Annotated in this window: 21 protein-coding genes; 13 read left to right on the forward strand and 8 right to left on the reverse strand. The window is 71.3% G+C overall.

All coding sequences use genetic code 11. The features are described from left to right. The first annotated feature begins 119 nt into the window (after positions 1–119). The 6 genes from ACIF80_RS08380 (at position 120) to ACIF80_RS08405 (ending at position 6,111) form a co-directional block, all read left to right on the forward strand. Entirely contained in the window at positions 120–1,331 is a 1,212-nt protein-coding gene (locus tag ACIF80_RS08380; protein WP_399800945.1) for a phosphoglycerate kinase, read from the forward strand. Between the two features lie 39 nt (positions 1,332–1,370). After that, positions 1,371–2,126 carry a triose-phosphate isomerase gene (tpiA, locus tag ACIF80_RS08385; RefSeq protein ID WP_399801264.1) on the forward strand — a complete coding sequence of 252 codons (756 nt, stop codon included), beginning with the start codon at positions 1,371–1,373 and terminating at the stop codon, positions 2,124–2,126. Between the two features lie 96 nt (positions 2,127–2,222). Next, positions 2,223–2,456: a preprotein translocase subunit SecG gene (secG, locus tag ACIF80_RS08390; protein WP_399800948.1), complete on the forward strand. Its 234-nt coding sequence runs from the start codon at positions 2,223–2,225 to the stop codon at positions 2,454–2,456. 234 nt (positions 2,457–2,690) lie between these two features. Continuing rightward, positions 2,691–3,026 (forward strand): RNA polymerase-binding protein RbpA, encoded by a 336-nt coding sequence (locus tag ACIF80_RS08395; RefSeq protein ID WP_079034708.1) that lies wholly within the window; start codon positions 2,691–2,693, stop codon positions 3,024–3,026. Positions 3,027–3,414: 388 nt separating this feature from the next. Then, on the forward strand, positions 3,415–5,070 hold the full coding sequence (pgi, locus tag ACIF80_RS08400) for a glucose-6-phosphate isomerase (protein WP_399800950.1): 1,656 nt from the start codon (positions 3,415–3,417) through the stop codon (positions 5,068–5,070). 171 nt (positions 5,071–5,241) lie between these two features. Then, the gene (locus ACIF80_RS08405; RefSeq protein ID WP_399800952.1) at positions 5,242–6,111 is read left to right on the forward strand and encodes a hypothetical protein; all 870 of its coding nucleotides are present in this window, start codon (positions 5,242–5,244) and stop codon (positions 6,109–6,111) included. 80 nt (positions 6,112–6,191) lie between these two features. Here the strand turns inward: ACIF80_RS08405 and ACIF80_RS08410 are convergent, their stop codons facing one another. The 3 genes from ACIF80_RS08410 to ACIF80_RS08420 all read right to left on the reverse strand — a co-directional run bounded on the left by ACIF80_RS08410 (position 6,192) and on the right by ACIF80_RS08420 (position 9,881). Beyond that, a complete protein-coding gene (locus ACIF80_RS08410) occupies positions 6,192–8,474 on the reverse strand; it encodes an ABC transporter permease (RefSeq protein WP_399800954.1) in 2,283 nt (760 codons plus the stop codon). A gap of 145 nt (positions 8,475–8,619) precedes the next feature. Then, complete coding sequence (locus ACIF80_RS08415; RefSeq protein ID WP_399800957.1) at positions 8,620–9,369, reverse strand: ABC transporter ATP-binding protein; 750 nt, start codon at positions 9,367–9,369, stop codon at positions 8,620–8,622. Continuing rightward, positions 9,366–9,881, reverse strand: coding sequence for a PadR family transcriptional regulator (locus ACIF80_RS08420; RefSeq protein WP_055597592.1), 516 nt, complete (start codon positions 9,879–9,881; stop codon positions 9,366–9,368). The genes ACIF80_RS08415 and ACIF80_RS08420 overlap by 4 nt, the downstream gene beginning before the upstream one ends. A 168-nt stretch (positions 9,882–10,049) precedes the next feature. Here ACIF80_RS08420 and ACIF80_RS08425 point away from each other — a divergent pair, with 168 nt between their 5' ends. The 5 genes from ACIF80_RS08425 to ACIF80_RS08445 all read left to right on the forward strand — a co-directional run bounded on the left by ACIF80_RS08425 (position 10,050) and on the right by ACIF80_RS08445 (position 16,807). Further along, positions 10,050–11,324, forward strand: a complete 1,275-nt coding sequence (locus ACIF80_RS08425) for an ABC transporter substrate-binding protein (protein ID WP_399800960.1) — start codon at positions 10,050–10,052, stop codon at positions 11,322–11,324. Between the two features lie 257 nt (positions 11,325–11,581). Next, complete coding sequence (locus ACIF80_RS08430; protein ID WP_399801266.1) at positions 11,582–13,204, forward strand: glycoside hydrolase family 13 protein; 1,623 nt, start codon at positions 11,582–11,584, stop codon at positions 13,202–13,204. Between the two features lie 38 nt (positions 13,205–13,242). Next, on the forward strand, positions 13,243–14,571 hold the full coding sequence (locus tag ACIF80_RS08435) for an ABC transporter substrate-binding protein (RefSeq protein ID WP_399800963.1): 1,329 nt from the start codon (positions 13,243–13,245) through the stop codon (positions 14,569–14,571). 5 nt (positions 14,572–14,576) lie between these two features. Beyond that, a complete protein-coding gene (locus ACIF80_RS08440) occupies positions 14,577–15,971 on the forward strand; it encodes an ABC transporter permease subunit (RefSeq protein WP_399800965.1) in 1,395 nt (464 codons plus the stop codon). Continuing rightward, entirely contained in the window at positions 15,968–16,807 is an 840-nt protein-coding gene (locus tag ACIF80_RS08445) for a carbohydrate ABC transporter permease (protein WP_399800968.1), read from the forward strand. Before ACIF80_RS08440 ends, ACIF80_RS08445 begins: the two co-directional genes overlap by 4 nt. Before the next feature lie 80 nt (positions 16,808–16,887). Here the strand turns inward: ACIF80_RS08445 and pgl are convergent, their stop codons facing one another. The 5 genes from pgl to tkt are packed head-to-tail and all read right to left on the reverse strand — an operon-like array spanning position 16,888 to position 23,688. Next, complete coding sequence (pgl, locus tag ACIF80_RS08450; RefSeq protein WP_399800970.1) at positions 16,888–17,673, reverse strand: 6-phosphogluconolactonase; 786 nt, start codon at positions 17,671–17,673, stop codon at positions 16,888–16,890. Next, entirely contained in the window at positions 17,670–18,905 is a 1,236-nt protein-coding gene (gene opcA / locus ACIF80_RS08455) for a glucose-6-phosphate dehydrogenase assembly protein OpcA (RefSeq protein WP_399800974.1), read from the reverse strand. Before opcA ends, pgl begins: the two co-directional genes overlap by 4 nt. Then, on the reverse strand, positions 18,902–20,425 hold the full coding sequence (gene zwf / locus ACIF80_RS08460; protein WP_399800977.1) for a glucose-6-phosphate dehydrogenase: 1,524 nt from the start codon (positions 20,423–20,425) through the stop codon (positions 18,902–18,904). The genes opcA and zwf overlap by 4 nt, the downstream gene beginning before the upstream one ends. A gap of 4 nt (positions 20,426–20,429) precedes the next feature. Next, positions 20,430–21,548 (reverse strand): transaldolase, encoded by a 1,119-nt coding sequence (gene tal, locus ACIF80_RS08465; protein ID WP_399800980.1) that lies wholly within the window; start codon positions 21,546–21,548, stop codon positions 20,430–20,432. A gap of 34 nt (positions 21,549–21,582) precedes the next feature. Beyond that, the gene (gene tkt / locus ACIF80_RS08470) at positions 21,583–23,688 is read right to left on the reverse strand and encodes a transketolase (protein WP_399800982.1); all 2,106 of its coding nucleotides are present in this window, start codon (positions 23,686–23,688) and stop codon (positions 21,583–21,585) included. A 329-nt stretch (positions 23,689–24,017) separates the two neighbouring features. On the opposite strand from tkt, the gene ACIF80_RS08475 reads away from it, so the two are divergent. Together ACIF80_RS08475 and ACIF80_RS08480 are read left to right on the forward strand one after the other, a co-directional pair. After that, positions 24,018–24,986, forward strand: coding sequence for a heme o synthase (locus tag ACIF80_RS08475; RefSeq protein ID WP_399800984.1), 969 nt, complete (start codon positions 24,018–24,020; stop codon positions 24,984–24,986). A gap of 94 nt (positions 24,987–25,080) precedes the next feature. Beyond that, a complete protein-coding gene (locus tag ACIF80_RS08480; RefSeq protein ID WP_399800986.1) occupies positions 25,081–25,461 on the forward strand; it encodes a hypothetical protein in 381 nt (126 codons plus the stop codon). The last annotated feature ends 124 nt before the right edge of the window (positions 25,462–25,585 follow it).

A 25,585-nucleotide genomic window follows, 5' to 3' on the forward strand; every position in this document is an offset into this window, starting at 1 on the left:
AGGGCTCGGCCGGCGCGCCAACGCGCTGTCCGAGCCCTGACGCACGTATCGGAGCGGTCGACCGCTTCCGATCACGAGCGATCACGAGCGAACACAAGCTCTTCTCCAGGAGTCCCTTCATGAAGACGATCGACGAACTCCTCTCCGAAGGGGTCGCGGGCAAGCGGGTCTTCGTCCGCGCCGACCTCAACGTGCCGCTGGACGGCACCACCATCACCGACGACGGCCGCATCCGCGCGGTGCTGCCCACCGTCAAGGCTCTTGCCGAAGCGGGCGGCCGTGTCGTCGTCGCCTCGCACCTGGGCCGCCCCAAGGGCGCCCCGGACCCCGCCTTCTCGCTCGCCCCGGCCGCCGCCCGCCTGGGTGAACTCCTCGGCGCCGACGTGGCGTTCGCGACGGACACCGTCGGCGAGTCCGCCACCGCCACCGTCGCCGGCCTCGCCGACGGACAGGTCGCGGTCCTCGAGAACCTGCGCTTCAACGCCGGCGAGACGGCCAAGGACGACGCCGAGCGCGGCGCCTTCGCCGACCGTCTGGCCGGCCTCGCCGACCTCTACGTGGGCGACGGCTTCGGCGCGGTGCACCGCAAGCACGCGTCCGTGTACGACCTCCCGGCCCGCCTGCCGCACGCCGCCGGCTTCCTCATCGCCACCGAGGTCGGCGTCCTGAAGAAGCTCACGGACGACGTCCAGCGGCCCTACGTCGTCGCCCTCGGCGGCGCCAAGGTCTCCGACAAGCTCGCCGTCATCGACGAACTGCTCGGCAAGGCCGACCGCATCCTCATCGGCGGCGGCATGGCGTACACCTTCCTCAAGGCCAAGGGCTACGAGATCGGCACGTCGCTGGTCCAGGAGGACCAGCTGTCCGCCGTCACCGAGTACCTGGAGCGCGCCGAGAAGAACGGCGTCGAACTGGTGCTGCCGGTCGACACCCTGGTCGCCGAGGAGTTCCCGGACCTGAAGACGAAGGCACCGGCCCACCCCGCCGTCGTCGCCGCGGACGCCATGCCGGCCGGCCGAATGGGCCTGGACATCGGCCCCGAGACCTGCACGCTCTACGCCTCGAAGCTCGCCGACGCGGCCACCGTCTTCTGGAACGGCCCCATGGGCGTCTTCGAGCACCCCGACTACGCCGAGGGCACCAAAGCGGTCGCCCAGGCTCTCCTCGACTCCCCGGGCTACACCGTGGTCGGCGGCGGCGACTCCGCCGCGGCCGTCCGCATCCTGGGTTTCGACGAAAAGGCATTCGGCCACATCTCGACCGGAGGCGGCGCCTCCCTCGAATACCTCGAGGGCAAGACGCTCCCCGGCCTCGCCGCACTGGAGGACTGACCCTCAATGACCGCTGCTGAAAAAGGCCGCACCCCGCTGATGGCGGGCAACTGGAAGATGAACCTCAACCACCTCGAGGCCATCGCCCACGTCCAGAAGCTCGCCTTCGCCCTGGCCGACACGGACTACGAGGGGGTCGAGGTCGCCGTCCTGCCGCCCTTCACCGACCTGCGCTCCGTGCAGACCCTCGTCGACGGCGACAAGCTGAAGATCAGGTACGGCGCCCAGGACATCTCGGCGCACGACGGCGGTGCCTACACCGGCGAGATCTCCGGCCCGATGCTGGCCAAGCTGAAGTGCATGTACGTGGCGGTCGGCCACTCCGAGCGCAGGCAGTACCACGCCGAGACCGACGAGCTCGTGAACGCCAAGGTCAAGTCCGCGTTCAAGCACGGCATCACGCCGATCCTGTGCGTCGGCGAGGAACTGGCCGTCCGCGAGGCCGGCAACCACGTCGCCCACACCCTCGCCCAGGTCGAGGGCGGTCTGAAGGACGTGCCCGCCGAGCAGGCCGAGTCCGTCGTGATCGCCTACGAGCCCGTCTGGGCCATCGGCACCGGCAAGGTCTGCGGCGCCGAGGACGCCCAGGAGGTCTGCTCCGCCGTCCGCGGCAAGCTCGCCGAGCTGTACTCGCAGGAAGTGGCCGACCAGGTCCGCATCCAGTACGGCGGCTCGGTCAAGTCGGGCAACGTCGCCGAGATCATGGCGCAGGCCGACATCGACGGCGCGCTGGTCGGCGGTGCCTCGCTGGACGCGGACGAGTTCGTCAAGATCATCCGCTTTCGCGACCAGTGAGTAGGCGCTAGCCGCGATCCGTCGTACCCTTGCGGGGTCCAGTCCTGAGCTGGACCCCGCGTCGTCCCATCCGAATCCGAGGAAGTTGGTCCAGCCGTGGTTTTGGGGTTCTCGATCGCCCTGATCGTCTTCAGCCTGCTGCTGATGCTGCTGGTGCTGATGCACAAGGGGAAGGGCGGCGGTCTCTCCGACATGTTCGGTGGCGGCATGCAGTCCTCCGTCGGCGGCTCCTCGGTCGCCGAGCGCAACCTCGACCGGATCACCGTCGTGGTCGGGCTGCTCTGGGCCGTCTGCATCATCACGCTCGGCATCATGATGAAGACGGGTTGATCCGAGCCGAAGATCCCGGCGGACCATCCGCCCGCCTCGGGTGCGCATTCCCCACGTAAGGCCCCATGTCCGGTACGCGCAGCACAGCGCGGCCTATCATGGGGCTTGCGTCTGGATAGGGGAGCGGTAACTCCAATCACTGGACGCGCGTTGGGCCTTACGTAGACTGAGGCGCTCGCAGCGAAGCGGAACGCCGACTCGCTCCGCCGCGCCATCACGCAGGGAGTTACAACCGTGGCAAGTGGCAACGCGATCCGGGGAAGCCGGGTCGGTGCGGGGCCGATGGGTGAGGCCGAACGCGGTGAGTCAGCGCCGCGGCTGCGCCTCTCCTTCTGGTGCTCCAACGGGCACGAGACCCAGCCGAGCTTCGCGAGCGACGCGCAGGTACCCGATACGTGGGACTGCCCCCGCTGTGGCTTCCCGGCCGGCCAGGACCGGGAGAACCCCCCGGACCCGCCGCGTACGGAGCCGTACAAGACGCACCTCGCCTATGTGCGGGAGCGGCGCAGCGACGCGGACGGTGAGGCGATCCTCGCCGAGGCGCTCGCCAAACTGCGGGGCGAGATCTAGCCGTTCGGTCCGGTTCGGTTCGGGAGCCGACGGCCGGCCGGGCCCGTGCGGTGTGCGGGCGGCCAGGCGGCCTGCGCCGCACCGTGCCGTCCCTGAGCCGTGTCCGCGTTGTGCCGTGTTCATGTCCGGCTGCTCGCAGCCGGCTCCCTCTTCCCGCCCGCGGCCCCGTCCTCGGCCCTGCCTCTCCCGCCTGTCCTGCCCGTAGCCCGGCCCGACGGACCTCCTGCCCGTCGCCGCGCTGAATACCCGGGGGCCGGACAGCCGTATCTGTTGTTGCGCCCCACGACGGCGTCACGACAGGTGATGTCCACCTCTGATCAATTAGGTTGGAACCGGCAGCGGGGCGGATACGCAGCACAGGCAGCAAGGAAGAAGGCTGAAGTCCGAGATGAACGCAGACGGCCGTACCAGGCTCGACCAGACTCCCGAGTGGACCGCACTGGCCAAGCACCGCGAGGAGCTCGGGAACCTGCGGTTGCGTGAGGTGTTCGCCGCCCACCCCGACCGGGGGACCGCGTACACGCTCCGGGTCGGTGACCTGTACATCGACTATTCCAAGCACCTCGTCACCGACGACACCCTGCGGCTGCTGCGCGAACTGGCCGCGGCCACCGACGTGTTCGGGCTGCGCGATGCCATGTTCCGCGGTGAGCGGATCAACACCACCGAGGACCGGGCCGTCCTGCACACCGCCCTCAGGGCGCCGCGCGACGCGGTGATCGAGGTCGACGGGGAGAACGTCGTCCCGGGCGTGCACGCCGTTCTCGACAGGATGGCCGCCTTCGCCGACCGCGTGCGTTCCGGTGAGTGGACCGGTCACACCGGCAAGCGCATCCGCACGGTGGTCAACATCGGCATCGGCGGCTCCGACCTCGGTCCCGCGATGGCGTACGAGGCGCTGCGCGCCTTCACCGACCGCGACCTCACGGTCCGCTTCGTGTCCAACGTGGACGGCTCCGACCTGCACGAGGCCATCCGCGACCTGGACCCGGCCGAGACGCTGTTCATCATCGCGTCCAAGACGTTCACCACCATCGAGACGGTCACCAACGCCACCTCCGCACGGACCTGGCTGCTGAACGCGCTCGACGGGGGAGAGGCCGCCGTCGCCAAGCACTTCGTCGCCCTCTCGACGAACGCGGAGAAGGTCGCCGGCTTCGGCATCGACACGGCGAACATGTTCGAGTTCTGGGACTGGGTCGGCGGACGCTACTCGTACGACTCGGCGATCGGCCTGTCGCTGATGATCGCCATCGGCCCGGACCGCTTCCGGGAGATGCTCGACGGGTTCCACCTCGTCGACGAGCACTTCCGCACCGCCCCGGCCGAGTCCAACGTGCCGCTGCTGCTGGGCCTGCTGGGCGTCTGGTACGGCAACTTCCTGGGCGCCCAGTCGCACGCGGTCCTGCCGTACTCGCACTACCTGTCGAAGTTCACCGCCTATCTCCAGCAGCTCGACATGGAGTCCAACGGCAAGTACGTCGGCCGGGACGGGCGCGAGGTCCAGTGGCAGACCGGTCCCGTCGTCTGGGGCACGCCGGGCACCAACGGGCAGCACGCCTACTACCAGCTGCTCCACCAGGGGACGAAGCTGATCCCGGCGGACTTCATCGGCTTCGCCGAGCCGGTCGCCGAGCTGAGCGACGAACTCAAGGCGCAGCACGACCTGCTGATGGCCAACTTCTTCGCCCAGACGCAGGCCCTGGCCTTCGGCAAGACGCCGGACGAGGTGCGCGCCGAGGGCGTGCCCGAGGAACTGGTGCCGCACAAGACGTTCAAGGGCGACCACCCCACGACCACGATCCTCGCGCGCGAGCTGACGCCGTCCGTCCTCGGCCAGCTCGTCGCCCTCTACGAGCACAAGGTGTTCGTGCAGGGCGCGATCTGGAACATCGACTCCTTCGACCAGTGGGGCGTGGAGCTCGGCAAGGTGCTCGCCAAGCGTGTCGAGCCCGCGCTCACCGAAGGCGCTGACGTGCCCGGTCTGGACGCCTCCAGCCGGGCCCTGGTCGCCACCTACCGGGAGCTGCGCGGCCGGAGCTGAGAGCGGAGCGGGAAGCGGGCGACGGACTGTCGCCCGCTTCCCGTAGAATCCCCCGTCGATCATGGTGTCAGTCATTGCGGCGAACGTTCGGGGGCGCTCAAGTTGGGTCGTACACGCGGGAGTTGGACAGGCGGCAGACTCAAGGCGGCATCGTTCCTGAAGCCCCATCAGGTGGCGCGGGCACTCTTCCATCCCGCATGGATCCCCGAGTCGCTCGATCCGTCCATCGAACGGCTCAAACGGATCCGGATCATCGCCGGACTGGCCGCCACCCTCGGTGTGTACACCTTCCTCGTCGGCGGATTCGACTTCACGGAGCTGCTGACGAACACGCTGACCGCGGCCGTGGTCCTGCTGTTCCTCACCCCGCTGACGGTCGGCGTGATGCTCCTGGTGTGGCGGCGCACCGGCACCGTACGGGAGCTGCGGGTACCGCTGGCCGACGCGTTCAAGCTGCTGCTGCTCTTCGTCTGCGCCCTCGCCGTCCCGGTGCTGCTGGCATGGGTGATGCTCGGGCTCGGAAGGGAGGACCTGGGGCTGTTCCTGGTCCTCTGCCTGGTGATGCTGTGGCTGGTCGTCTTCGTCTTCGCCGCGGCGCTGCGGGTCTCCGGGAACTTCTTCGGCACGGGCGCCGTGCACCGCTCGCTGCCGGCGCTGCTCGCCGTCGTCACCTGCTGGCTGATGGCCCTGCCGGACCTGATCACCGGTGATCTGAAGGGGTTCGGGCTGGCCCTGGGCATCGTCTTCATCCTGGCCGCCCCGCTGACGGTCACCGGGATCGCGCTGCTGGAACTGCGGCGGCTCAAGCGTCGCTACGGCGTCCGGCTGGCGGACCACCCGGCGACCCAGGGCCCGTTCCCGGGACTCGTTTTGCCGGTCCCCGCACCGGCCCCGGCAGCGCACCCGGTACCGGCGCCCGGTCCGGGGCAGCCGCACCTCCCGGTACAGGGGAACCCCTACGCCTACCCGCAGTCCCCGTACGCCCAGGGCACCCCCGGCAGTCCGTACTCCTCGCCCGCGCAGAACCCCTACGCGCGCTGAGCCGCCGGACACCCGGGCCGTCGGACCGGAGACATCGCCCCGGCCGGGCGCCCCGCCTACCCCGTCACTCCGCGATCCCGTCACGCGACCGCGCTCAGTGTGTCCGCGAGGCGGCGCCGGGCCGCGCGGGCGGCCGGGAGGGCGGAGAGGACGGCGGCACCCAGCACCGCGGCGGCACCGAGCAGCACCAGGAGCGCGGGGGAGGGCACCCGGGCGATTCCGGCGCCGACGCCGCTCGACCGTCCCTGGGCGTCGATCAGCCAGTGCGCCAGTGGCAGCCCCAGCCCCATGGCGAGGAGCACGGCGGCCAGTGCGGTGCAGGAGGTGGCCGTGACCGTGATCGCGGTGATCTGCCGCGGCGAGAGGCCGATCGCCTTGAGCGCGAGCAGGTCCCGTTCGCCCTCGCGGACCGTGCCCCCGATCGCGGTGAGCAGCTCGATCAGCCCGATCAGCGCGAGTACGGCGATCAGCCCGGCCACGACCGCGCGCAACGGGGGCAGCCCCTCGGCCGGGTCGGCCACGGCATGCACGTCGAGCCGGCCGTCCCCGGCGTCGGCCAGCCGCTCGGCGACGGCCCCGGGGTCGGCGCCGGGCACCAGCCGGAGCTGGTAGAGGTCGGGCTTCAGACCGGGGTCGTTGCCGCGGAGGGTGTCGAGCGAGGTGGAGACGACCCGTCCGGCGTTCTCCGGCTCGATGCTGCGGCCGACGATGTGCAGCACCTGCGGCCGGTCGCCGACGGTCACCCGCACCCAGTCGCCGACCCGTACGTGCAGCAGGTCCAGGAGCCCCTGCCCGGCCACCGCCTCGTCGGGCCCGTGCGCGGCGCGGCCCTCGGCCAGGGTGAACGGGTAGGGCTCCTGGCGGGTACCGAAGCCGCGCAGCGCGATCGTGGCGGTCTGGCCGGGGACCAGGGCGGCCACCTCCACGCCCGGATGGGCGGCGGCGACCTGCGGATCGCGTTCCAGCAGGGCGCGGGCCTCCCGGTCGCCGAGCGAGGCGTCCGCGCGGACGCTGAGCGCGGCGGGCAGCCCCATCAGCTCCGGGCTGCTCCGGAAACGGTCGATGGTGGTCCACGCGCTCAGCGCCGTCACGATCAGCAGCAGCGGCAGTGCCAGCCTGGCCACCGTGCCCAGGGAGCGCGGACGGCGGGTGAACGCCTTGTGCCAGCCCAGGACCAGGGCGGGCGGCACCCGGGCCCCGAGCGCCCGTCGCGCCACGCCCGTCAGCCGGCCGGCCTCGGGCGCCGCCGGCCTCGGCACCGGCACCGGCGGCACCCGGCCCGCCCGCCACGCCGCCAGCCCGGTGGTGGCGCCGATGAACAGCACCGCCCCCACGGGCACCACGAACAGCGCCACGGTGTGTCCCGGCAGCCCCTGCCACACGCCGACCGCGTCCCCGAGCCGCCCCGGTGTCCCACTGCCCAGCGCCTCGGTCAGCGCGGCGGCCGCCACCGCGCCCAGCAGGGCGTAGCCGAGATGCTGAAGAAGGAAGACGCGCACGACCTGCCCCGGGGTGAAGCCGATCGCCTTGAGGACGGAGATGTCCCGCAGGTGCCCCCGGATCCGGGTGCTGATCGCCCCGTGCACCGCGAACCCGGCGGCGACCAGCGCGCCGAGCCCGAACAGGCCCAGGACCTGGCCGAGCAGCCGGTTGTCGCCCTGCGCCTCGGCCCGCGCCTGCTGCCAGGTGGAGACCTCCCCGATGGCGCCGGCCCCCAGCACGGTCACCGCCCGCTGCACCACGTACCCGCTGTCGGCCGGATGGGTCAGCCGCAGCCCGGCCACCTGGCCGTCGGGGTCGGCCACGGCCGACGGCAGGGCCCACACCAGACCGGGCTGCTCCCCCGGCCGGTAACGCGGCTCGGCACTGTCGGCGACGCCCACCACGGTCAGGGTCCGCGCGGTGCCGGGCAGGGTGAGGGTGTCGCCGGGCGTGGTGAGCAGGGCACGGGCGAGGCTGCTCTCCAGGACCACGCCGTCGGGCGTGGCGGGGTCCAGCCAGTGCCCGGAGGTGATCAGCGGGCGGCCGGTCCCGGGCTGTTCGACGGTGCCGCGCAGTTCGGCGGAGGCCCGGCTGCCGCGGGCGGCGAGGGTGACGGCGGCCGTGGGGAAGGGGCCGGCGACGGACTCCACCCCGTCCAGGTCCGCCAGCTTCGAGGCGTCGGCGAGGGCCGTGGTGTGCAGCGTGACATGCGCGCCGCGGGCCTGGGCGAAGGTCCGCTGCCAGGGGTTGGTCGCGTACCCGAACAGGGCCGTGGCCAGCAGCAGGGACGCGACGATGCCCGCGGTGGCCAGGACCAGGAACAGCGCCTCACCGCGGTGCGTGCGCAGATCGGAATGCGCCCAGCGCAAGCTCGCTCGCACCGGCGTCAGCCCCTTCGCCGGCGCCGGACGCCCGGACCGTCGTACATCCGCATGCCAGTCCTTCGTCAGTCCTTCGTCGGTCCCTTGCCGGTCCCGTGTTCCGTTCCGTGCAGGGCCGGGGGTCAGTCCCCGGCCGCCTCGTGGGTCAGTCCCTGAGCTCCAGCACCCCGGACGTTCCCCGGCCGGGCGACGGTGTCCCGTCCAGTTCCGCGTCGTCGGCGATCCGCCCGTCGAAGAAGCTGATCACCCGGTCCGCGGCGCTCGCCAGCCGGGCGTCGTGCGTGACCAGCAGGATCGTCTGCCCGCGCCGGTGGAAGCGGGACAGCAGCCGCATCACCTCGCGGGTGCCCCTGCTGTCCAGGCTGCCGGCGGGTTCGTCGGCCAGGAGCAGCGGCGGATGGTTGACCAGGGCGCGGGCCAGCGCGACCCGCTGCTGCTCACCACCGGACAGCTCGCCCGGCATGCTCCGCTCCTTGCCCGTCAGGCCCAGCTCGGCCAGCAGTTCCTCCCGCCCGGCGCGGGCCTTCCTCGGCGGGGTCCCGGCGAGCAGCGCCGGCAGCTCGACGTTGTCGGCGACCGACAGGTTCGAGACGAGGTTGAAGAACTGGAAGACGATCCCGATGTGCTTCCTGCGCTCCACCGCCCAGCGGGCCTCGCTGTAGGCGTCGGTGCGCTCGCCGTCCAGCCAGATGCTGCCGGCGTCCGGACGCTGGAGCCCGCCGAGTAGATGCAGCAGGGTCGACTTGCCGGCGCCGGACGGGCCGGTGACCGCCACGAACTCGCCGCGCTTCACCCGCAGGTCGACCCCGCGCACCGCGTGCGCCGGGGCTCCCTCGCCGTGGTGCGTCTTGACCAGGCCCTCGGCGCGCAGCACGGGAGCGGGACTCTCGCTCACTCCAGCTCCTCCAGCTCTTCCTGGCACCGCTCCAGCCAGTCGAGGTCGGCCTGCAGGTGCAGCATCGCGCCCTCGATCAGCAGATGGGCGACGCGGTTGTCCCGGTCTTCGGCGGCGGCCAGCTTCGACAGCTGCCGCATGGTGTTGAGGTACTGGCGCCGCTGGCGGTTGATCAGGGCGATCCGGTCGGCGAGGCCGGTCTGCGGGGCGAGGGCCAGCTTCATGAAGAACTCGTCCCGCACCCGCGGCTCGTCCGCGGTCTCCTCGAACCAGGCGCGCAGCGCCTCCCGCCCGGCGTCGGTGAGGTGGTAGACCTTCTTGTTGGGCCGGCTGGACTGCTCGACGTCCTCGCCCTCGATCAGCCCCGACTTCTCGAGGCGGCCCAGGGTGACGTAGATCTGGCCGACGTTCGGCTGAGGGTACGCGGAGCCCAGCAGTTGCTCAAGGTCCTGCTTCAGCTCGTAGCCGTGGGCCGGACCGCGGGCGAGCAGGGCCAGCAGCGACTGCCGCACTCGTGCTCTCCTCCCCGCGTCCTTCGTGCCAGGTGCGGCGCGTCCGGTTCCGTCTCCCGCGCGCCTCACACGATGTGCCGCACGCCCTAGTATCGCCGATACCTAACAGGTATACATGGCCACTGACCCCGGCAAGGGTGCCGGGTGCGGGTGCACAGGGAGGAACCTATGCGGTGGATCCATGCCGCCGGTAGGGGCCTTCTCGTCCTCGTCGTGCTCCTGGCCGTGGGCGTGGTCTCCGGGGCGCGGGCCGACCAGGCCGCTCCCGGCGACGGGCGCGGCCCGCTCACCCTGGCCACGGCGGGGGACCTCACCGGCTATCTCGGCCGCTTGCTCGACGGCTGGAACCGCACCCACCCCGGCGAGGAGGTCACGCTCGTCGAGCTGCCCGACTCGGCCGACGAGACCCGCGCGCAGATGATCACGGACCTGCGCGGCGCCGGCCGCGGCCGCTTCGACGTCCTCAACATCGACGTCAGCTGGACCTCGGAGTTCGCCGCCGGCGGCTGGATCCGCCCGCTGCCGCGCGACGGTTTCCCCCTGGACACCTTCCTGCCGGGCGTCGTGGACACCGCGACCTACGACGGCCGGCTGTACGCCGTCCCGTACGTGACCAACGCCGGGCTGCTCCTGTACCGCGCGGACGTGCTCGACGCCGAGGGCGTGGCGCCGCCGCGCACCTGGGCCGACCTGGAGCGGGCCGCGAAGACCCTCGCCCCGACGCACGGACTCGACGGCTACGCCGGCCAGTTCCTGCCCTACGAGGGCCTGACCGTCAACGCGGCCGAGGCCGTCTACTCGGCGGGCGGCACCATCCTGGGCGACGAGGGCGAGCGCGTCACCGTCGACTCCCGGGCGGCCCGCGAGGGCATCGGGTTCCTCGCCCGCGGGGTCCGCGACGGCTGGATCCCCCAGGAGGCGCTGACCTACAAGGAGGAGGAGTCCAAACAGGCCTTCCAGGACGGCAGACTGCTCTTCCTGCGCAACTGGCCCTACGCCTACGTCGCCGCGTCCGCCGAGGGCTCCGCGGTCGCCGGGAAGGTCGGAGCCGTACCCCTGCCGGGGCCGGACGGGCCGGGGACCAGCGTCCTCGGCGGCTCCAACCTCGCCGTCGCCGCCCATGCGCGGCACCCCGACTCCGCCGCGCGGCTGATCGCGTACCTCACCAGCGAGCCGGTCCAGCGCCAGGTGCTCACGCGCGGTGCGCTGCCCCCCGTACGGGCCGCGCTGTACGACGATCCCCGGCTGGTCCGGCGGTTCCCGTACCTGCCCACGCTGCGCGAGAGCGTGCTCGCGGCCGCCCCGCGCCCCAAGAGCCCGCGCTACGACCAGGTGAGCCTGGTCGTGCAGGCGGTGGTGCACGACGCGATGACGGGACGGCAGACGCCCGAGTCGGCGGTGCGACGGCTGGCGCGCGAACTCGCCGCCGTCTCCGCGCGCTAGCCGCGCCGTCCGCGGGTCTCTCGTCCGGACAGCCATGTCTAGTTACCCGTTAAGTAACGCGGACGTCTCAACAGTGCCGGGTGTGCCCGAGTAAATGCCGATACGCCCACGGCAACCGCCGGACAGCTTGCGCCCGTTCATTGACACCTCCGCGACACTCCTACCTAACATGCATGCATAACGGCAAGGACGCCGTCGGCCCGGGACTCCCGGGTCTCCGCACGCACAGACAGGTCGACGTGGTGAGCCCCGAGCACATCGACACCCACCGCTGGTGGCGCGACGCAGTGATCTACCAGGTGTACGTCCGCAGCTTCCTGGACAGCACCGGTGACGGCATCGGCGATCTCGCCGGGGTCAGGGCGGGCCTGCCCTACCTGAAGAAGCTGGGCGTGGACGGGATCTGGCTGAGCCCCTTCTACCCCTCACCGCAGCACGACCACGGCTACGACGTGTCCGACTACCGCGACGTCGACCCGGTCTTCGGTGACCTCGCCGAGTTCGACCTGCTGGTCGGGGCCGCCCGGCGGCTCGACGTCAAGGTGCTGCTGGACGTCGTCCCCAACCACTGCTCCAGCGAGCACCCCTGGTTCCGCGAGGCGCTCGCCGCGCCGCCCGGCAGCCCCCAGCGCACCCGGTTCCACTTCGCCGACGGCCGCGGACCGGACGGTGCGACACCGCCCAACAACTGGCACGCCATGTTCGGCGGGCCCGCCTGGACCCGCGTCACCGAACCGGACGGCCGGCCCGGTCAGTGGTACCTGCACATGTTCACGCCCGAACAGCCGGACTGGAACTGGCGCAACCCCGAAGTCGCCGCCGACTTCGACCGCACCCTGCGCTTCTGGCTGGACCGGGGCGCCGACGGCTTCCGCATCGACGTCGCCGCCGGACTCTTCAAGCACCCGGAACTGCCCGACTCCCCGGACCCGGAGGCCGACGCCCGCACCCGCGACTCGGTCAACCCGCTGGCCTGGAACCAGCCCGAGGTGCACGAGGTGTGGCGGCACTGGCGCGCGGTGTGCGAGGAGTACACGCGGCGCGACGGCCGCGAGCGGCTCCTGGTCGGCGAGGTCTCCGTACCGACCGCCCGCGAGCACGCCCAGTACGTGCGCCCCGACGAGCTCCACCAGGCCTTCTTCTTCGACCTGCTCGGCGCCCCCTGGGACGCCGACGCCTTCCGCAAGGTCATCTCCGAGGCCATGCAGGACATCGCCGGCACCGGCTCGACCGTCACCTGGGTCCTCAACAACCACGACCAGGTCCGCACCGTCACCCGCTACGGCGAACCCACACCCCAGGGCAGCGGCCTCGGCGCCGCCCGTGCCCGCGCCGCCGCGCTGCTGATGCTGGCGCTGCCCGGCGCCGCGTACGTCTACCAGGGCGAGGAACTGGGCCTGCCCGAGGTCGTCGACCTCCCCGACGACGTGCTCACCGACCCGATCTTCCGCCGCACCGGCAGCCGCGCCCGGATCCGCGACGGCTGCCGGGTGCCGCTGCCCTGGTCGGGACAGGCCTCCCCGTTCGGCTTCACCTCCGGCGCCGAAGGGGCCGCACCCTGGCTGCCGCAGCCCGAGTGGTTCGCCGAACACGCCACCGACCGGGCCCTCGCCGACACCCGTTCCTTCTGGCACCTCTACCGCGACGGCCTGCAACTGCGTGCCGCACTGCCCCAGCTGGGCGAGGGCACGCTGCGCTGGCTGGAGACCCCGCCCGACGTCCTGGCCTTCGCCCGCGCCGACGACCTGGTGTGCGCCGTCAACTTCGGCACCGCCCCCGTACCCGCCCCGGTTCCCGGCACCCCGCTGCTCGCCAGCGGCCCGTGCCCGCCCGGAGTCCTGCCCGGCTCCACGGCCGCCTGGTGGATCAGCGGCTCCTGAACCCAGCCCACTTTCCGTACCTCGAAGGGACATCAACGATGATGCGACGACGTACCACCCTGCTCACCGGCTGCACCGCCCTGGTGCTCGCCCTCGGCGCCACCGCCTGCGGCTCGGGCGAGCCCGTCGCGGCCGGCGGCGGCGACAAGGCGCTCGGCGGCCAGACCGTCTCCGTCGCCGGCGTCTGGTCCGGCAGCGAGCAGAAGAACTTCCAGAAGGTGCTCGACGCCTTCACCGAGAAGACCGGCGCCAAGACGGAGTTCGTGTCCACCGGCGACAACGTCTCCACCGTCGTCGGCAGCAAGATCGAGGGCGGCAACGCCCCCGACGTCGTGATGGTCCCCCAGGTCGGCGTGCTGAAGCAGTTCGCCGAGGAGGGCTGGCTCAAGCCGCTGGACAAGAAGGTCCAGGGCACCGTGGAAGCCAACTTCGCCGAGGTGTGGCGGAATTACGGCAGCGTCGACGGCACCCTGTACGGCCTCTACTTCAAGGCCGCCCACAAGTCGACCGTCTGGTACAGCCCCGAGGCCCTGGAACAGGCAGGTGTCACCCCGCCGAAGACCTACGACGCCATGCTGAAGGACGGGCGCACGGTCTCCGACTCCGGCCTCGCCGCCTTCTCGGTCGCCGGACAGGACGGCTGGACGCTGACCGACTGGTTCGAGAACGTCTACCTCTCCCAGGCCGGGCCCGAGAAGTACGACGCCCTCGCCGCGCACGAGATCAAGTGGACCGACCCGACGGTGGTCGAGGCACTCACCACGCTCGGCGACCTCTTCAAGGACAAGCAGCTCATCGCGGGCGGCCAGAAGGAAGCCCTGAACACCGACTTCCCCGGCTCGGTGGAGAAGGTCTTCGGCCCCGAGCCGGACGCCGCCATGGTCTACGAGGGCGACTTCGTGGCCGGCGTCGCCAAGGACCAGTTCGGCAAGGCCATCGGCACCGACGCGAACTTCTTCCCGTTCCCGCCGGTCGGTGACGGCGAGGCCCCGGTGGTCAGCGGCGGCGACGCGGCCGTGGTGCTCAAGGACGGCAAGAACGCCGAAGCCGGCATGGCGCTCCTCGAGTACCTCGCCACGCCGGAGGCCGCCGCCGTGTGGGCCGAGGCCGGAGGCTTCCTCTCCCCGAACAAGGAGCTCGACCTCTCCTCCTACGGCGACGACGTCACCCGCGCCACCGCGGAGTCCCTGATCGAGGCGGGCGACTCGGTCCGCTTCGACATGTCGGACCAGGCCCCGGCGGCCTTCGGCGGCACGAAGGGCGCCGGGGAGTGGAAGATCCTCCAGGACTTCCTGCGGGACCCGTCCGACCCGAAGAAGACGGCGGCGGAGCTGGAGGGCGCGGCGGCCAAGGCGTACGGGAACTGACGGCCATGACCGCCACCCTGGTGAAAGAAGCGAGCCCGCCGGCTCCTTCGCACCCCGATCGTGCCCGCCGCCGGCGCCTGCGCCGGCGGGGGCGGATCGTCGCCGTGCTGTTCGTGCTGCCCGCCCTGCTCCTGCTGGGCGCGCTGGTCGTGTACCCGGTGCTGTTCTCCGTCGGCCGCAGCCTCTTCGACGCCTCCGGCACCCGGTTCGTGGGCGGCGGGAACTACACCGAGATGTTCCGCGACCCGGCCACCCTCAAGGCCGTCCGGAACACCGCGATCTGGGTCGTGATCGCCCCCACCCTGCTCACCGGCCTCGGCCTGATCCTGGCCGTGCTGGTGGAGAAGGTCCGCTGGGCCACCGCCTTCAAGCTGCTGCTGTTCATGCCGATGGCGGTGTCCTTCCTGGCGGCCGGCATCATCTTCCGGCTCGCCTACGACGACGACCCGGACAAGGGCGTGCTGAACGCCGCCGCCGTCACGGTCCACGACGCCTTCAAGGGCAGTTCCTCCTACCCGACGGCCCGCGCCCGCGAGGCCGTCGGGGGCGGGGGAGGGGGCGCCGGACCGGGCCTGACCAAGGAGGCCGACGGCGCCTACACGACCGGCGCGGACCTCTCGCCGGGCACCGTCACCGCCCTGGGCCTGGTCGGTGTCGCCCCCAAGGACCTGCCCGGCGACGCCGCGCCGGCCCACCCGGCGGCCGCCCGCCAGGAGGCGGGCGCCGACGAGGTCAGCGGAGTGGTCTACCTCGACTTCACCCCCGGCGGGGGAGGAGAGCCGGGCGTGGTCGACCGGCAGGAGAGCGGACTGCCCGGGATGACGGTCGAGGCGGTCCGCGACGGACGCACCGTCGCGAGCACGACGACCGCCGCCGACGGCTCGTTCCGCTTCACCGGCCTGGACAGCGGCTCGTACGCGGTCAAGCTGCCCGCCGCCAACTTCGCGCCCCCCTACGACGGCATCTCCTGGCTCGGACCCACCCTGGTCACCCCGGCGATCATCGGGTCCTACCTGTGGATCTGGACCGGGTTCGCGATGGTGCTGATCGGGGCGGGACTCTCGGCCCTGCCGCGGGACGCGCTGGAGGCGGCGCGGATGGACGGCGCGAACGAGTGGCAGATCTTCCGCCGGATCACCGTCCCGCTGCTCGCACCGGTCCTCACCGTCGTCTTCGTGACCCTGGTGATCAACGTGATGAAGGTCTTCGACCTCGTCTACATCATCGCGCCCGGACCCGTGCAGGAGGACGCGACCGTGCTCGCGACCCAGATGTGGCTGGTGTCGTTCGGCGGCGGAAACGACCAGGGGATGGGCAGCGCGCTCGGCGTGCTGCTCCTGCTGCTGGTCGTCCCCGCCATGGTCTTCAACGTCCGCCGCTTCCGAAGGAGTCAGCGATGAACGCGATCCGGCGCGGCCTGGGCAACGCCGTGGTGCAGGCGTTCCTGGTCGTGATCGGCCTGGTGTGGATGACCCCGCTGGCCGGCCTGTTCCTCTCCTCGCTGCGGTCCGCGCAGGACACGGCCAAGGGCGGCTGGTGGACGGTGCTCACCAGCCCCGGGCAGCTGTCCTTCGACAACTACGCGGCCCTGCTGAAGAACTCGGGGATGACGCAGGCGTTCTGGAACACCGTGCTGATCTCGGTGCCGACCACGGTCCTGGTCGTGGTCGTCGCGGCGCTCGCCGGATACGCCTTCGCCTGGCTGGACTTCCCCGGCCGCGACGCGATCTTCCTGCTCGTGGTGGCGCTGCTGGTCGTCCCCGTGCAGGTCGGGCTGCTGCCGGTCGCCAAACTCTTCGGCCAGCTGGGGCTGTTCGGCACCATCCCCGGCGTCGTGCTGTTCCATGTGGCGTACGGGCTGCCGTTCGCGGTGTTCCTGCTGCGGAACTACTTCGCCGAGATGCCCAAGGAGATGCTGGAGGCCGCCCGGATGGACGGCGGCAGCGAGTGGCGCATCTTCACCCGGCTGATCCTGCCCGTCGGGCGGCCGGCGATCGCCAGCCTCGCCATCTTCCAGTTCCTGTGGGTCTGGAACGACATGCTGGTGGCGCTGTTGTTCGCGGACAGTTCCTCGCAGCCGCTGACGGTGGAACTCCAGTCGCAGATACGCCAGTTCGGCAGCAACATCGACGTGCTCGCGCCGGGCGCGTTCCTGTCCCTGGTGGTGCCGGTGGTCGTGTTCTTCGCCTTCCAGCGGCACTTCGTGCAGGGGGTGATGGCGGGCTCGGTGAAGTGACGGACACCGTTCCGCCCGGCACGCGCGGACCCCCGCTTCCTGACGAAGCGGGGGTCCGCGCGTGCCGGGCGCTGCGCGCGTTACGCCGACGCCGGCGGATACAGGGACCGCGGCAGCTGCGAGGCCGCCGCCGCGTCCAGCAGCCACAGGGTGCGGGCCCGGCCGTACGCGCCCGCAGCCGGGGCCTGGATCTCGCCCGCGCCCGACAGGGCGATCGCCGCGGCCTCCGCCTTGTCCTCGCCGGCCGCCAGCAGCCACACCTCGCGGGCCGCGCGGATCGCCGGCAGGGTGAGCGTCACCCTGGTCGGCGGCGGCTTGGGCGCGCCATGGACGCCGACCACCGTGCGTTCCGTCTCCCGGACCGCGGGCAGCTCCGGGAAGAGGGACGCCACGTGCGTGTCCGGGCCGACGCCCAGCATCAGCACGTCGAACTCCGGCACCCCGCCGTGGTCCGTCGGTCCCGCGGCACGCGCCAGCTCCTCGGCGTACGCGGCCGCCGCCGTGTCCACGTCGGTGCCGTGCGGCCCGTCGGACGCGGGCATGGCGTGCACGCGCTCCGGGTCCAGCGGCACCGCGTCGAGCAGCGCCGCGCGGGCCTGGGTGACATTGCGCTCCGGGTCGCCGTCCGGCAGGAACCGCTCGTCGCCCCACCACAGGTCGATCCGGCCCCAGTCGACCGCGTCCCGGGCGGGCGCCGCCGCGAGCGCGGCCAGCAGACCGTTGCCGTTGCGGCCGCCGGTCAGGACCACGGACGCCGAACCCCGCGAGGCCTGCGCGTCCACGACCCTGGTGATCAGCCGGGCCGCCGCGGCCTGCGCCATCAGCTCCTTGTCGCGGTGCACGACGAGCTGCGGTGCCGTACTCACTTCGCCACCGCCCGGTTCACCGGTGCCTGCGCCGGCGCCGGTCCCCGGGCACCTTCCGCAGCCGCTTCGCCGGGAGCGGGGCTCCCTGCTCCTTTGGCCGGTGACTCACCCGCCGGCCTTTTCCCGGAGTCGCCCGACGCCTCGGGCTCCCGCGCCGGCTCCGTCGCAGTCCCCGACGCCTCGCCGAGCACCCGCGACACCTCGTCGAGCGCGCTCGACGCCTCGGTCAGTCCGCGGGACACCGCCGCCAGACGCTCGCCCGACGGCGCCTTCGACGCCCCCGGATCCGCCGCCGGCCTGTGCGCCGGGTTCCTCAGCCGCTCGACCCCGTACCGCAACGCCGACGCGTACGTGTCGTCCGGGTCCAGCCGGCGCAGCTCCTCCGCGATCAGCTCCGAGGTGTCCCGGCGCTTGAGCGCCACCGCACGCTTGGGCTGCCCCTGGATCGACAGCGTCGCCAGCGAACCGTCGGCCCGGTCCAGCACGATCGGGCCGCAGTCCGTCGTCAGACGGACCGCCGTGAGCCCGGGGCCGGCGGACAGCGAACGCTTCACGGGGACGTCCAGCCGGTCCGCGAGCCACATCGCCAGCAGCTCACAGCTCGGGTTGGACTCCTCGCCCTCCACCTCGACGCCCTGCACCTCGCAGGTCACCTGGTCCAGGGCCGCCGCCAGCATCGAACGCCAGGGCGTGATCCGGGTCCAGGACAGGTCGGTGTCGCCCGGGGTGTAGGAGTCGGCACGGACCGCGAGTTCCCGTACCGGCTGCTCGCAGGCGTAGGTGTCGGTCACCCGGCGCTGGGCCAGCGCTCCCAGCGGATCGCCCGCCGGGTTCAGCGGGGCGTTGACCGGCCACCAGACCACCACCGGGGCGTCCGGCAGCAGCAGCGGCAGCACCACCGACTGGGCGTGGTCGGCGACCTCGCCGTACAGCCGCAGCACCACCGTCTCGCCGGTGCCCGCGTCCGCGCCGACCAGCACCTCCGCGTCCAGCCGGGACCGCGTACGGTCGCGGTGCGAGCGGGAGACGCGCTTGATGACGACCACGGTGCGCGAGGGATGCTCGCGCGAGGCGTCCCCGGCGGACTTCAGCGCGTCGTAGGCGTTCTCCTCGTCGGTCACGATGACCAGGGTGAGCACCATGCCGACCGCCGGCGTGCCGATGGCCCGGCGGGCCTTCACCAGCGACTTGTTGATCTTGCTGGCAGTAGTGTCCGTGAGGGCTGTCTTCATGGCCGGCGCCAGCTCCGTCCGTCTCGCTCGAGCATGTGGTCCGCCTCGACGGGCCCCCAGGTACCGGCCGAGTACTGGGCCGGCCTGCCGTGGTTGTCCCAGTACTCCTCGATCGGGTCGAGGATCTTCCAGGACAGCTCGACCTCCTCGGTGCGGGGGAAGAGGTTGGAGTCGCCGAGCAGGACGTCGAGGATGAGCCGTTCGTACGCCTCCGGACTGGACTCCGTGAACGACTCGCCGTAGGCGAAGTCCATCGACACGTCCCGGATCTCCATCGAGGTGCCCGGCACCTTGGAACCGAACCGCACCGTGACGCCCTCGTCCGGCTGGACGCGGATCACGATGGCGTTCTGCCCGAGCTCCTCGGTCGCCGTCGTGTCGAACGGCGAGTGCGGTGCCCGCTGCAGGACGACCGCGATCTCGGTGACCCGGCGGCCCAGCCGCTTGCCGGTGCGCAGGTAGAAGGGGACGCCCGCCCAGCGGCGGTTGTCCACGCCCAGCTTGATCGCGGCGTACGTGTCGGTGTTCGAGGAGGCGTCGATGCCCTCCTCCTCCAGGTACCCGACCGCCTTCGCGCCGCCCTGCCAGCCCGCCGCGTACTGCCCGCGCACGGTGTCCCGGCCCAGGTCCTTCGGCAGCCGCACGGCGCCGAGCACCTTGGTCTTCTCCGCGGCCAGCGCGTCCGCGTCGAAGGAGGCCGGCTCCTCCATGGCGGTGAGCGCCATGAGCTGGAGCAGGTGGTTCTGGATGACGTCACGGGCGGCGCCGATGCCGTCGTAGTAGCCGGCCCGGCCGCCGATGCCGATGTCCTCGGCCATGGTGATCTGCACATGGTCGACGAAGGACCGGTTCCAGATCGGCTCGAACATCGTGTTCGCGAAGCGCAGCGCCAGGATGTTCTGGACGGTCTCCTTGCCCAGGTAGTGGTCGATGCGGAAGACCTGGTCCGGCGCGAACACCTCGTGGACGATCGCGTTGAGCTCCTCGGCCGACCTCAGGTCGTGGCCGAACGGCTTCTCGATCACCGCGCGCCGCCAGGAACCGCTCGACTGGTCGGCGAGACCGTGCTTCTTCAGCTGCTGGATGACCACCGGGAAGGAACGCGGCGGCACCGACAGGTAGAACGCGAAGTTGCCGCCCGTGCCCTGCGCCTTGTCCAGCTCCTCGATCGTGCCGCGCAGCCGCTCGAAGGAGTCGTCGTCGTCGAAGGTGCCCTGGACGAACCGCATGCCCTGGATGAGCTGCTGCCAGACCTCCTCGCGGAACGGGGTGCGGGCGTGCTCCTTGACCGCGTCGTGCACCACCTCCGCGAAGTCCTCGTGCGCCCACTCGCGGCGGGCGAAACCGACCAGCGAGAAGCCCGGCGGCAGCAGACCCCGGTTGGCGAGGTCGTACACCGCCGGCATCAGCTTCTTGCGCGACAGATCGCCCGTGACCCCGAAGATGACCAGGCCCGACGGCCCCGCGATACGCGGGAGCCGCCGGTCTGCCGGGTCACGCAGCGGATTGCTGCTCGACAAGATGTCAGCCCTCCGAAGGGGCGAGGCGCGCGAGCTCCGCCTCGGTCGACTTCAGCAGGTCGGTCCAGGCCGCCTCGAACTTCTGGACGCCCTCCTCCTCCAGCAGCTGGACGACGTCGTCGTACGCGATGCCGAGCTTCTCCACCGCGTCGAGGTCGGCGCGGGCCTGCTCGTAGGTGCCGGAGACGGTGTTGCCGGTGATCTCGCCCGACTCCTCGGTGGCCACCAGGGTCGCCTCCGGCATGGTGTTCACCGTGTTCGGCGCCACCAGGTCGTCGACGTACAGCGTGGCCTTGTACGCCTTGTCCTTCACACCGGTGGAGGCCCACAGCGGACGCTGCTTGTTGGCGCCCTCGCGCTCCAGGGAGCTCCAGCGCTCGGTGGCGAAGACCTCCTCGTACGCCTGGTAGGCCAGGCGCGCGTTGGCGAGGGCGGCCTTGCCGCGCAGCGCCTTGGCGGCGTCGGTGCCGAGCGCGTCGATCCGCTTGTCGATCTCGGTGTCCACCCGGGACACGAAGAACGACGCCACCGAGTGGATCTTCGACAGGTCCAGGCCGCGCTCCCTGGCCTTCTCCAGACCGGTCAGGAACGCGTCCATGACCTTGCGGTAGCGCTCCAGGGAGAAGATCAGCGTGACGTTGACGCTGATGCCCAGACCGATGGTCTCGGCGATCGCCGGGATGCCGGCCTCGGTCGCCGGGATCTTGATCAGGGTGTTGGGCCGGTCCACCAGCCAGGCCAGCTGCTTGGCCTCGGCGACGGTGGAACGCGTGTTGTGCGCCAGACGCGGGTCGACCTCGATGGAGACCCGGCCGTCCTGGCCGTCGGTGGCGTCGAAGACCGGGCGCAGGATGTCGGCGGCGTCACGGACGTCCGCCGTGGTGATCATCCGGATGGCCTCTTCGACCGTGACCCCGCGGGCGGCGAGGTCGGTGAGCTGCTCCTCGTAGCCGTCGCCCTCGGAGATCGCCTTCTGGAAGATCGACGGGTTGGTGGTGACGCCCACGACGTGCTGCTGGTCGATCAGCTCGGCGAGGTTGCCGGACGTGATCCGCTTGCGCGACAGGTCGTCCAGCCAGATCGCGACGCCTTCGTCGGAAAGGCGCTTGAGTGCGTCTGTCATGGAAATTCCATCTCCTACGTTTCGTATGTGAGCGTCAGCCCTGGGCTGCGGCGGTACCGGTGGTCGCGTCGAGCGCCTCGCGGGCGACGGACGCCACGTTCTCGGCGGTGAAGCCGTACTCCTCGAACAGCACCTTGCCGTCGGCGGAGGCACCGAAGTGCTCCAGGGACACGATGCGGCCGGCGTCCCCCACGTACTTGTGCCAGGTGAGGCCGATCCCCGCCTCGACGGCGACGCGGGCCTTCACGGCCGGCGGCAGAACGCTCTCCCGGTACCCCTGGTCCTGCTCCTCGAACCATTCCACCGACGGCATGGACACCACACGGGTGGGCACACCGGCGGCCTGCAGCTGCTCGCGGGCCCCGACGGCGACGTGCACCTCGGAACCGGTGGCGATCAGGACCACCTGCGGGGTGCCCCCCTCCGCCTCGAACAGCACGTACCCGCCGCGCGCGGCGTTCTCGTCCGGCTCGTAGACCGGCACGCCCTGGCGGGTGAGGGCCAGACCGTGCGGGGCGCCCTTGCCGAACTCCTTCGTCCAGCGCTTCAGGATCTCCCGCCAGGCGATCGCGGTCTCGTTGGCGTCCGCGGGGCGGACGACGTTCAGACCGGGGATGGCGCGCAGCGAGGCCAGGTGCTCCACGGGCTGGTGGGTCGGGCCGTCCTCGCCCAGACCGATGGAGTCGTGCGTCCACACGTACGTCACCGGCAGGTGCATCAGGGCGGACAGCCGCACCGCGTTGCGCATGTAGTCGGAGAACACCAGGAAGGTGCCGCCGTAGATGCGGGTGTTGCCGTGCAGCGCGATGCCGTTCATCTCCGCGGCCATGGAGTGCTCGCGGATGCCGAAGTGGATCGTGCGGCCGTACGGGTCCGCCTCGGGCAGCGGGTTGTCCGCCGGGAGGAACGACGACGTCTTGTCGATCGTCGTGTTGTTGGAGCCCGCCAGGTCGGCCGAGCCGCCCCACAGCTCCGGGACGACCGCGCCGAGCGCCTGGAGCACCTTGCCGGACGCGGCACGCGTGGCGACCGCCTTGCCCGGCTCGAAGACCGGAAGCGTGTCCTCCCAGCCCTTGGGCAGCTCACCGGCCGCGATCCGGTCGAACTCGGCCGCGCGCTCCGCGTTGTCGCTCCGCCACTTCTGGAACGACTTCTCCCACTCGGCCCGCGCCTGCTTGCCGCGCTCCAGCGCCCCGCGGGTGTGGCCGATGACCTCGTCGGTCACCTCGAAGGTCTGCTCCGGGTCGAAGCCCAGCACCCGCTTGGTGGCGGCCACCTCGTCGTCGCCGAGCGCGGAGCCGTGGGCGGCCTCGGTGTTCTGCGCGTTCGGGGCCGGCCAGGCGATGATCGAACGCATCGCGATGAACGACGGCCGGTCGGTGACCTTCCTGGCCTCCTCGATCGCGTCGTAGAGCGCGCTCGGGTCCAGGTCGCCGTCCGGCTTCGGGGCCACCCGCTGCACATGCCAGCCGTAGGCCTCGTACCGCTTGACGGTGTCCTCGGAGACGGCCGTCTCGGTGTCGCCCTCGATCGAGATGTGGTTGTCGTCCCACAGCAGGACCAGGTTGCCGAGCTTCTGGTGGCCGGCCATCGAGGACGCTTCCGCGGAGATGCCCTCCTGCAGACAGCCGTCACCGGCGATGCAGTAGACGAAGTGGTCGAACGGGGACTCGCCCGGGGCGGCCTCCGGGTCGAACAGACCGCGCTCGTAGCGGGCGGCCATCGCCATGCCGACCGCGTTGGCGACACCCTGGCCCAGCGGCCCGGTCGTCGTCTCCACGCCCGTGGTGTGCCCGTACTCCGGGTGGCCCGGCGTCTTCGAACCCCAGGTGCGGAACGCCTTCAGATCGTCCAGCTCCAGACCGAAACCGGCCAGGTACAGCTGGGTGTAGAGGGTCAGGGACGAGTGGCCGGCGGACAGCACGAAACGGTCGCGTCCGACCCAGTCGGCGTCCGCCGGGTCGTGCCGCATCACCTTCTGGAAGAGGGTGTAGGCGGCAGGCGCCAGGCTCATCGCCGTACCCGGATGGCCGTTGCCGACCTTCTGTACGGCATCGGCGGCCAGGACGCGGGCGGTGTCGACGGCCCGCTGGTCCAGTTCGGTCCACTCGAGGTCTGTGGTGGTCGGCTTGGTGCTCACCCTGAGTCAGGGCTCCTCTCCACATGCTTTCGGATGCCGGACGAGTACATACCGGCGAGGTCGAGCCTACCCCCGTAGGACAGGCTTCCCCGGAGTCCTCCCAGACTGCCGGGACTCCCGGCGATCCGCCTTCTGACTGGGCAGTATTCGCGTTCGACAGATGAATACGGAGCCGCTCATCCGGATGCTCAATCGAGCTCGGACCCGCGCCATGAGCGACCATGTTCAACACGAACCGACCCCCGCGAATGTCCGGGTCTGGGCAACGTCTAAGGTGGCGTGGTACGCGCGAGCCTTTACCGCCGCTTCATACGGGAGGGCTTGCTGGGATGTCTCTGTCAGGGGTGCGAGTGACGGCCGTTGAATCCCGTCCTGCGGGGGTTATCGGGACGAGCCAGAGCCCGAGTCACCGGCCGATCGGGGCCCGTGTCAAGGCGTTCGTGGCGCTGACCAAGCCGCGGATCATCGAGCTGCTGCTCATCACCACCGTTCCGGTGATGTTCCTGGCGCAGCAAGGGGTGCCCGACCTGCAGCTGGTGCTGCTGACCTGCGTCGGCGGCTACCTGTCGGCGGGCGGTGCCAACGCGCTCAACATGTACATCGACCGCGACATCGACGCGCTGATGGACCGCACCTCGCAGCGTCCCCTGGTCACCGGCATGGTCAGCCCGCGCGAGTGCCTGGCCTTCGGCATCGCCCTGGCCGTCGTCTCGACCCTGCTGTTCGGCCTCGCCGTCAACTGGCTGTCCGCCTGGCTCTCCCTCGGCGCGCTCCTCTTCTACGTCGTCGTCTACACGATGATCCTCAAACGGCGTACGGCGCAGAACATCGTGTGGGGCGGCATCGCCGGCTGCATGCCGGTGCTGATCGGCTGGTCCGCGGTCACCAACTCGATGTCCTGGGCGCCGGTCGTCCTCTTCCTCGTCATCTTCTTCTGGACGCCGCCGCACTACTGGCCGCTGTCCATGAAGGTGAAGGAGGACTACGCGCGCGTGGGCGTGCCGATGCTCCCGGTGATCGCCTCCAACAAGGTCGTCGCCCAGCAGATCGTGGTCTACAGCTGGGTCATGGTCGCGGTGTCGCTGCTGCTCACCCCGCTGGGCTACACCGGCTGGTTCTACACCGCGGTCGCGCTGGCCGCGGGCGGCTGGTGGCTCTGGGAGGCGCACGCGCTCCTCAACCGGGCCAAGTCCGAGGTGACCGGCGGCAAGCTCAAGGAGATGCGCCTGTTCCACTGGTCCATCACCTATGTGTCGCTGCTCTTCGTGGCCGTCGCGGTGGACCCCTTCCTGCGGTAGACCCTTCCCCTGCGTTCCCCCGGGCGGGGTCCGTGGCCAAGGCCACGGACCCCGCCCGTCGCGGTTCGAGCTACCCGTCGGTAGCATCCTGGTCATGGCAGACACGCAGCAGTCGGACCCGAAGGCCGAGCAGCCCTCCGAGCAGCGGGCGGAACAGAAGGCCGGACGCAAGGCCGACCGGAAGGCGGCCAAGCTCGCCAAGCGGATCAGTGGCTTCGCCACGGCCCACGGCGGAGCCGAAGGCCAGATCGCGTACCTCGGACAGCGCGGAGCCCGGATCGTGCTCGTCGGCGAGGACGGCAACTGGGGCGACCTGGTCGCCCACTCGTACCCCATCGCCCAGAAGGCGGCCGAGCGGGCGGGCATCACCCTCCACGACGACTTCGACGGCGAGTTCGCGGCCAAGGTCAGGACCGGCCGGTACGAATGGACCCGTATGGCGGGCCTCCAGATCGGCGGCCCGGCCAACGGCTGAACCACGCCTTCGGGCGGTGGCGGGCCCGCGGGGGGCGCCCGGCCGGCCCCCCCGCCCTCCCCCGGCCCGGCCCCACCAACAAACCCGGTGACCCGTAGTCCCGGCGGAGCCCCCGCCGCGCCCC

The sequence above is a fragment of the Streptomyces sp. NPDC085927 genome (genome assembly GCF_044540975.1).
GTDB lineage: Bacteria > Actinomycetota > Actinomycetes > Streptomycetales > Streptomycetaceae > Streptomyces > Streptomyces hirsutus.

Bases quoted from the DNA above. Each gene is read 5' to 3' on its own strand.
- ACIF80_RS08380 (WP_399800945.1), top strand. From the start codon at position 120: ATGAAGACGATCGACGAACTCCTCTCCGAAGGGGTCGCGGGCAAGCGG.
- tpiA (WP_399801264.1), top strand. From the start codon at position 1,371: ATGGCGGGCAACTGGAAGATGAACCTCAACCACCTCGAGGCCATCGCC.
- pgi (WP_399800950.1), top strand. From the start codon at position 3,415: ATGAACGCAGACGGCCGTACCAGGCTCGACCAGACTCCCGAGTGGACC.
- ACIF80_RS08425 (WP_399800960.1), top strand. From the start codon at position 10,050: ATGCGGTGGATCCATGCCGCCGGTAGGGGCCTTCTCGTCCTCGTCGTG.
- ACIF80_RS08435 (WP_399800963.1), top strand. From the start codon at position 13,243: ATGATGCGACGACGTACCACCCTGCTCACCGGCTGCACCGCCCTGGTG.
- ACIF80_RS08440 (WP_399800965.1), top strand. From the start codon at position 14,577: ATGACCGCCACCCTGGTGAAAGAAGCGAGCCCGCCGGCTCCTTCGCAC.
- ACIF80_RS08445 (WP_399800968.1), top strand. From the start codon at position 15,968: ATGAACGCGATCCGGCGCGGCCTGGGCAACGCCGTGGTGCAGGCGTTC.
- opcA (WP_399800974.1), bottom strand. From the start codon at position 18,905: ATGAAGACAGCCCTCACGGACACTACTGCCAGCAAGATCAACAAGTCG.
- tal (WP_399800980.1), bottom strand. From the start codon at position 21,548: ATGACAGACGCACTCAAGCGCCTTTCCGACGAAGGCGTCGCGATCTGG.
- ACIF80_RS08475 (WP_399800984.1), top strand. From the start codon at position 24,018: ATGTCTCTGTCAGGGGTGCGAGTGACGGCCGTTGAATCCCGTCCTGCG.
- ACIF80_RS08480 (WP_399800986.1), top strand. From the start codon at position 25,081: ATGGCAGACACGCAGCAGTCGGACCCGAAGGCCGAGCAGCCCTCCGAG.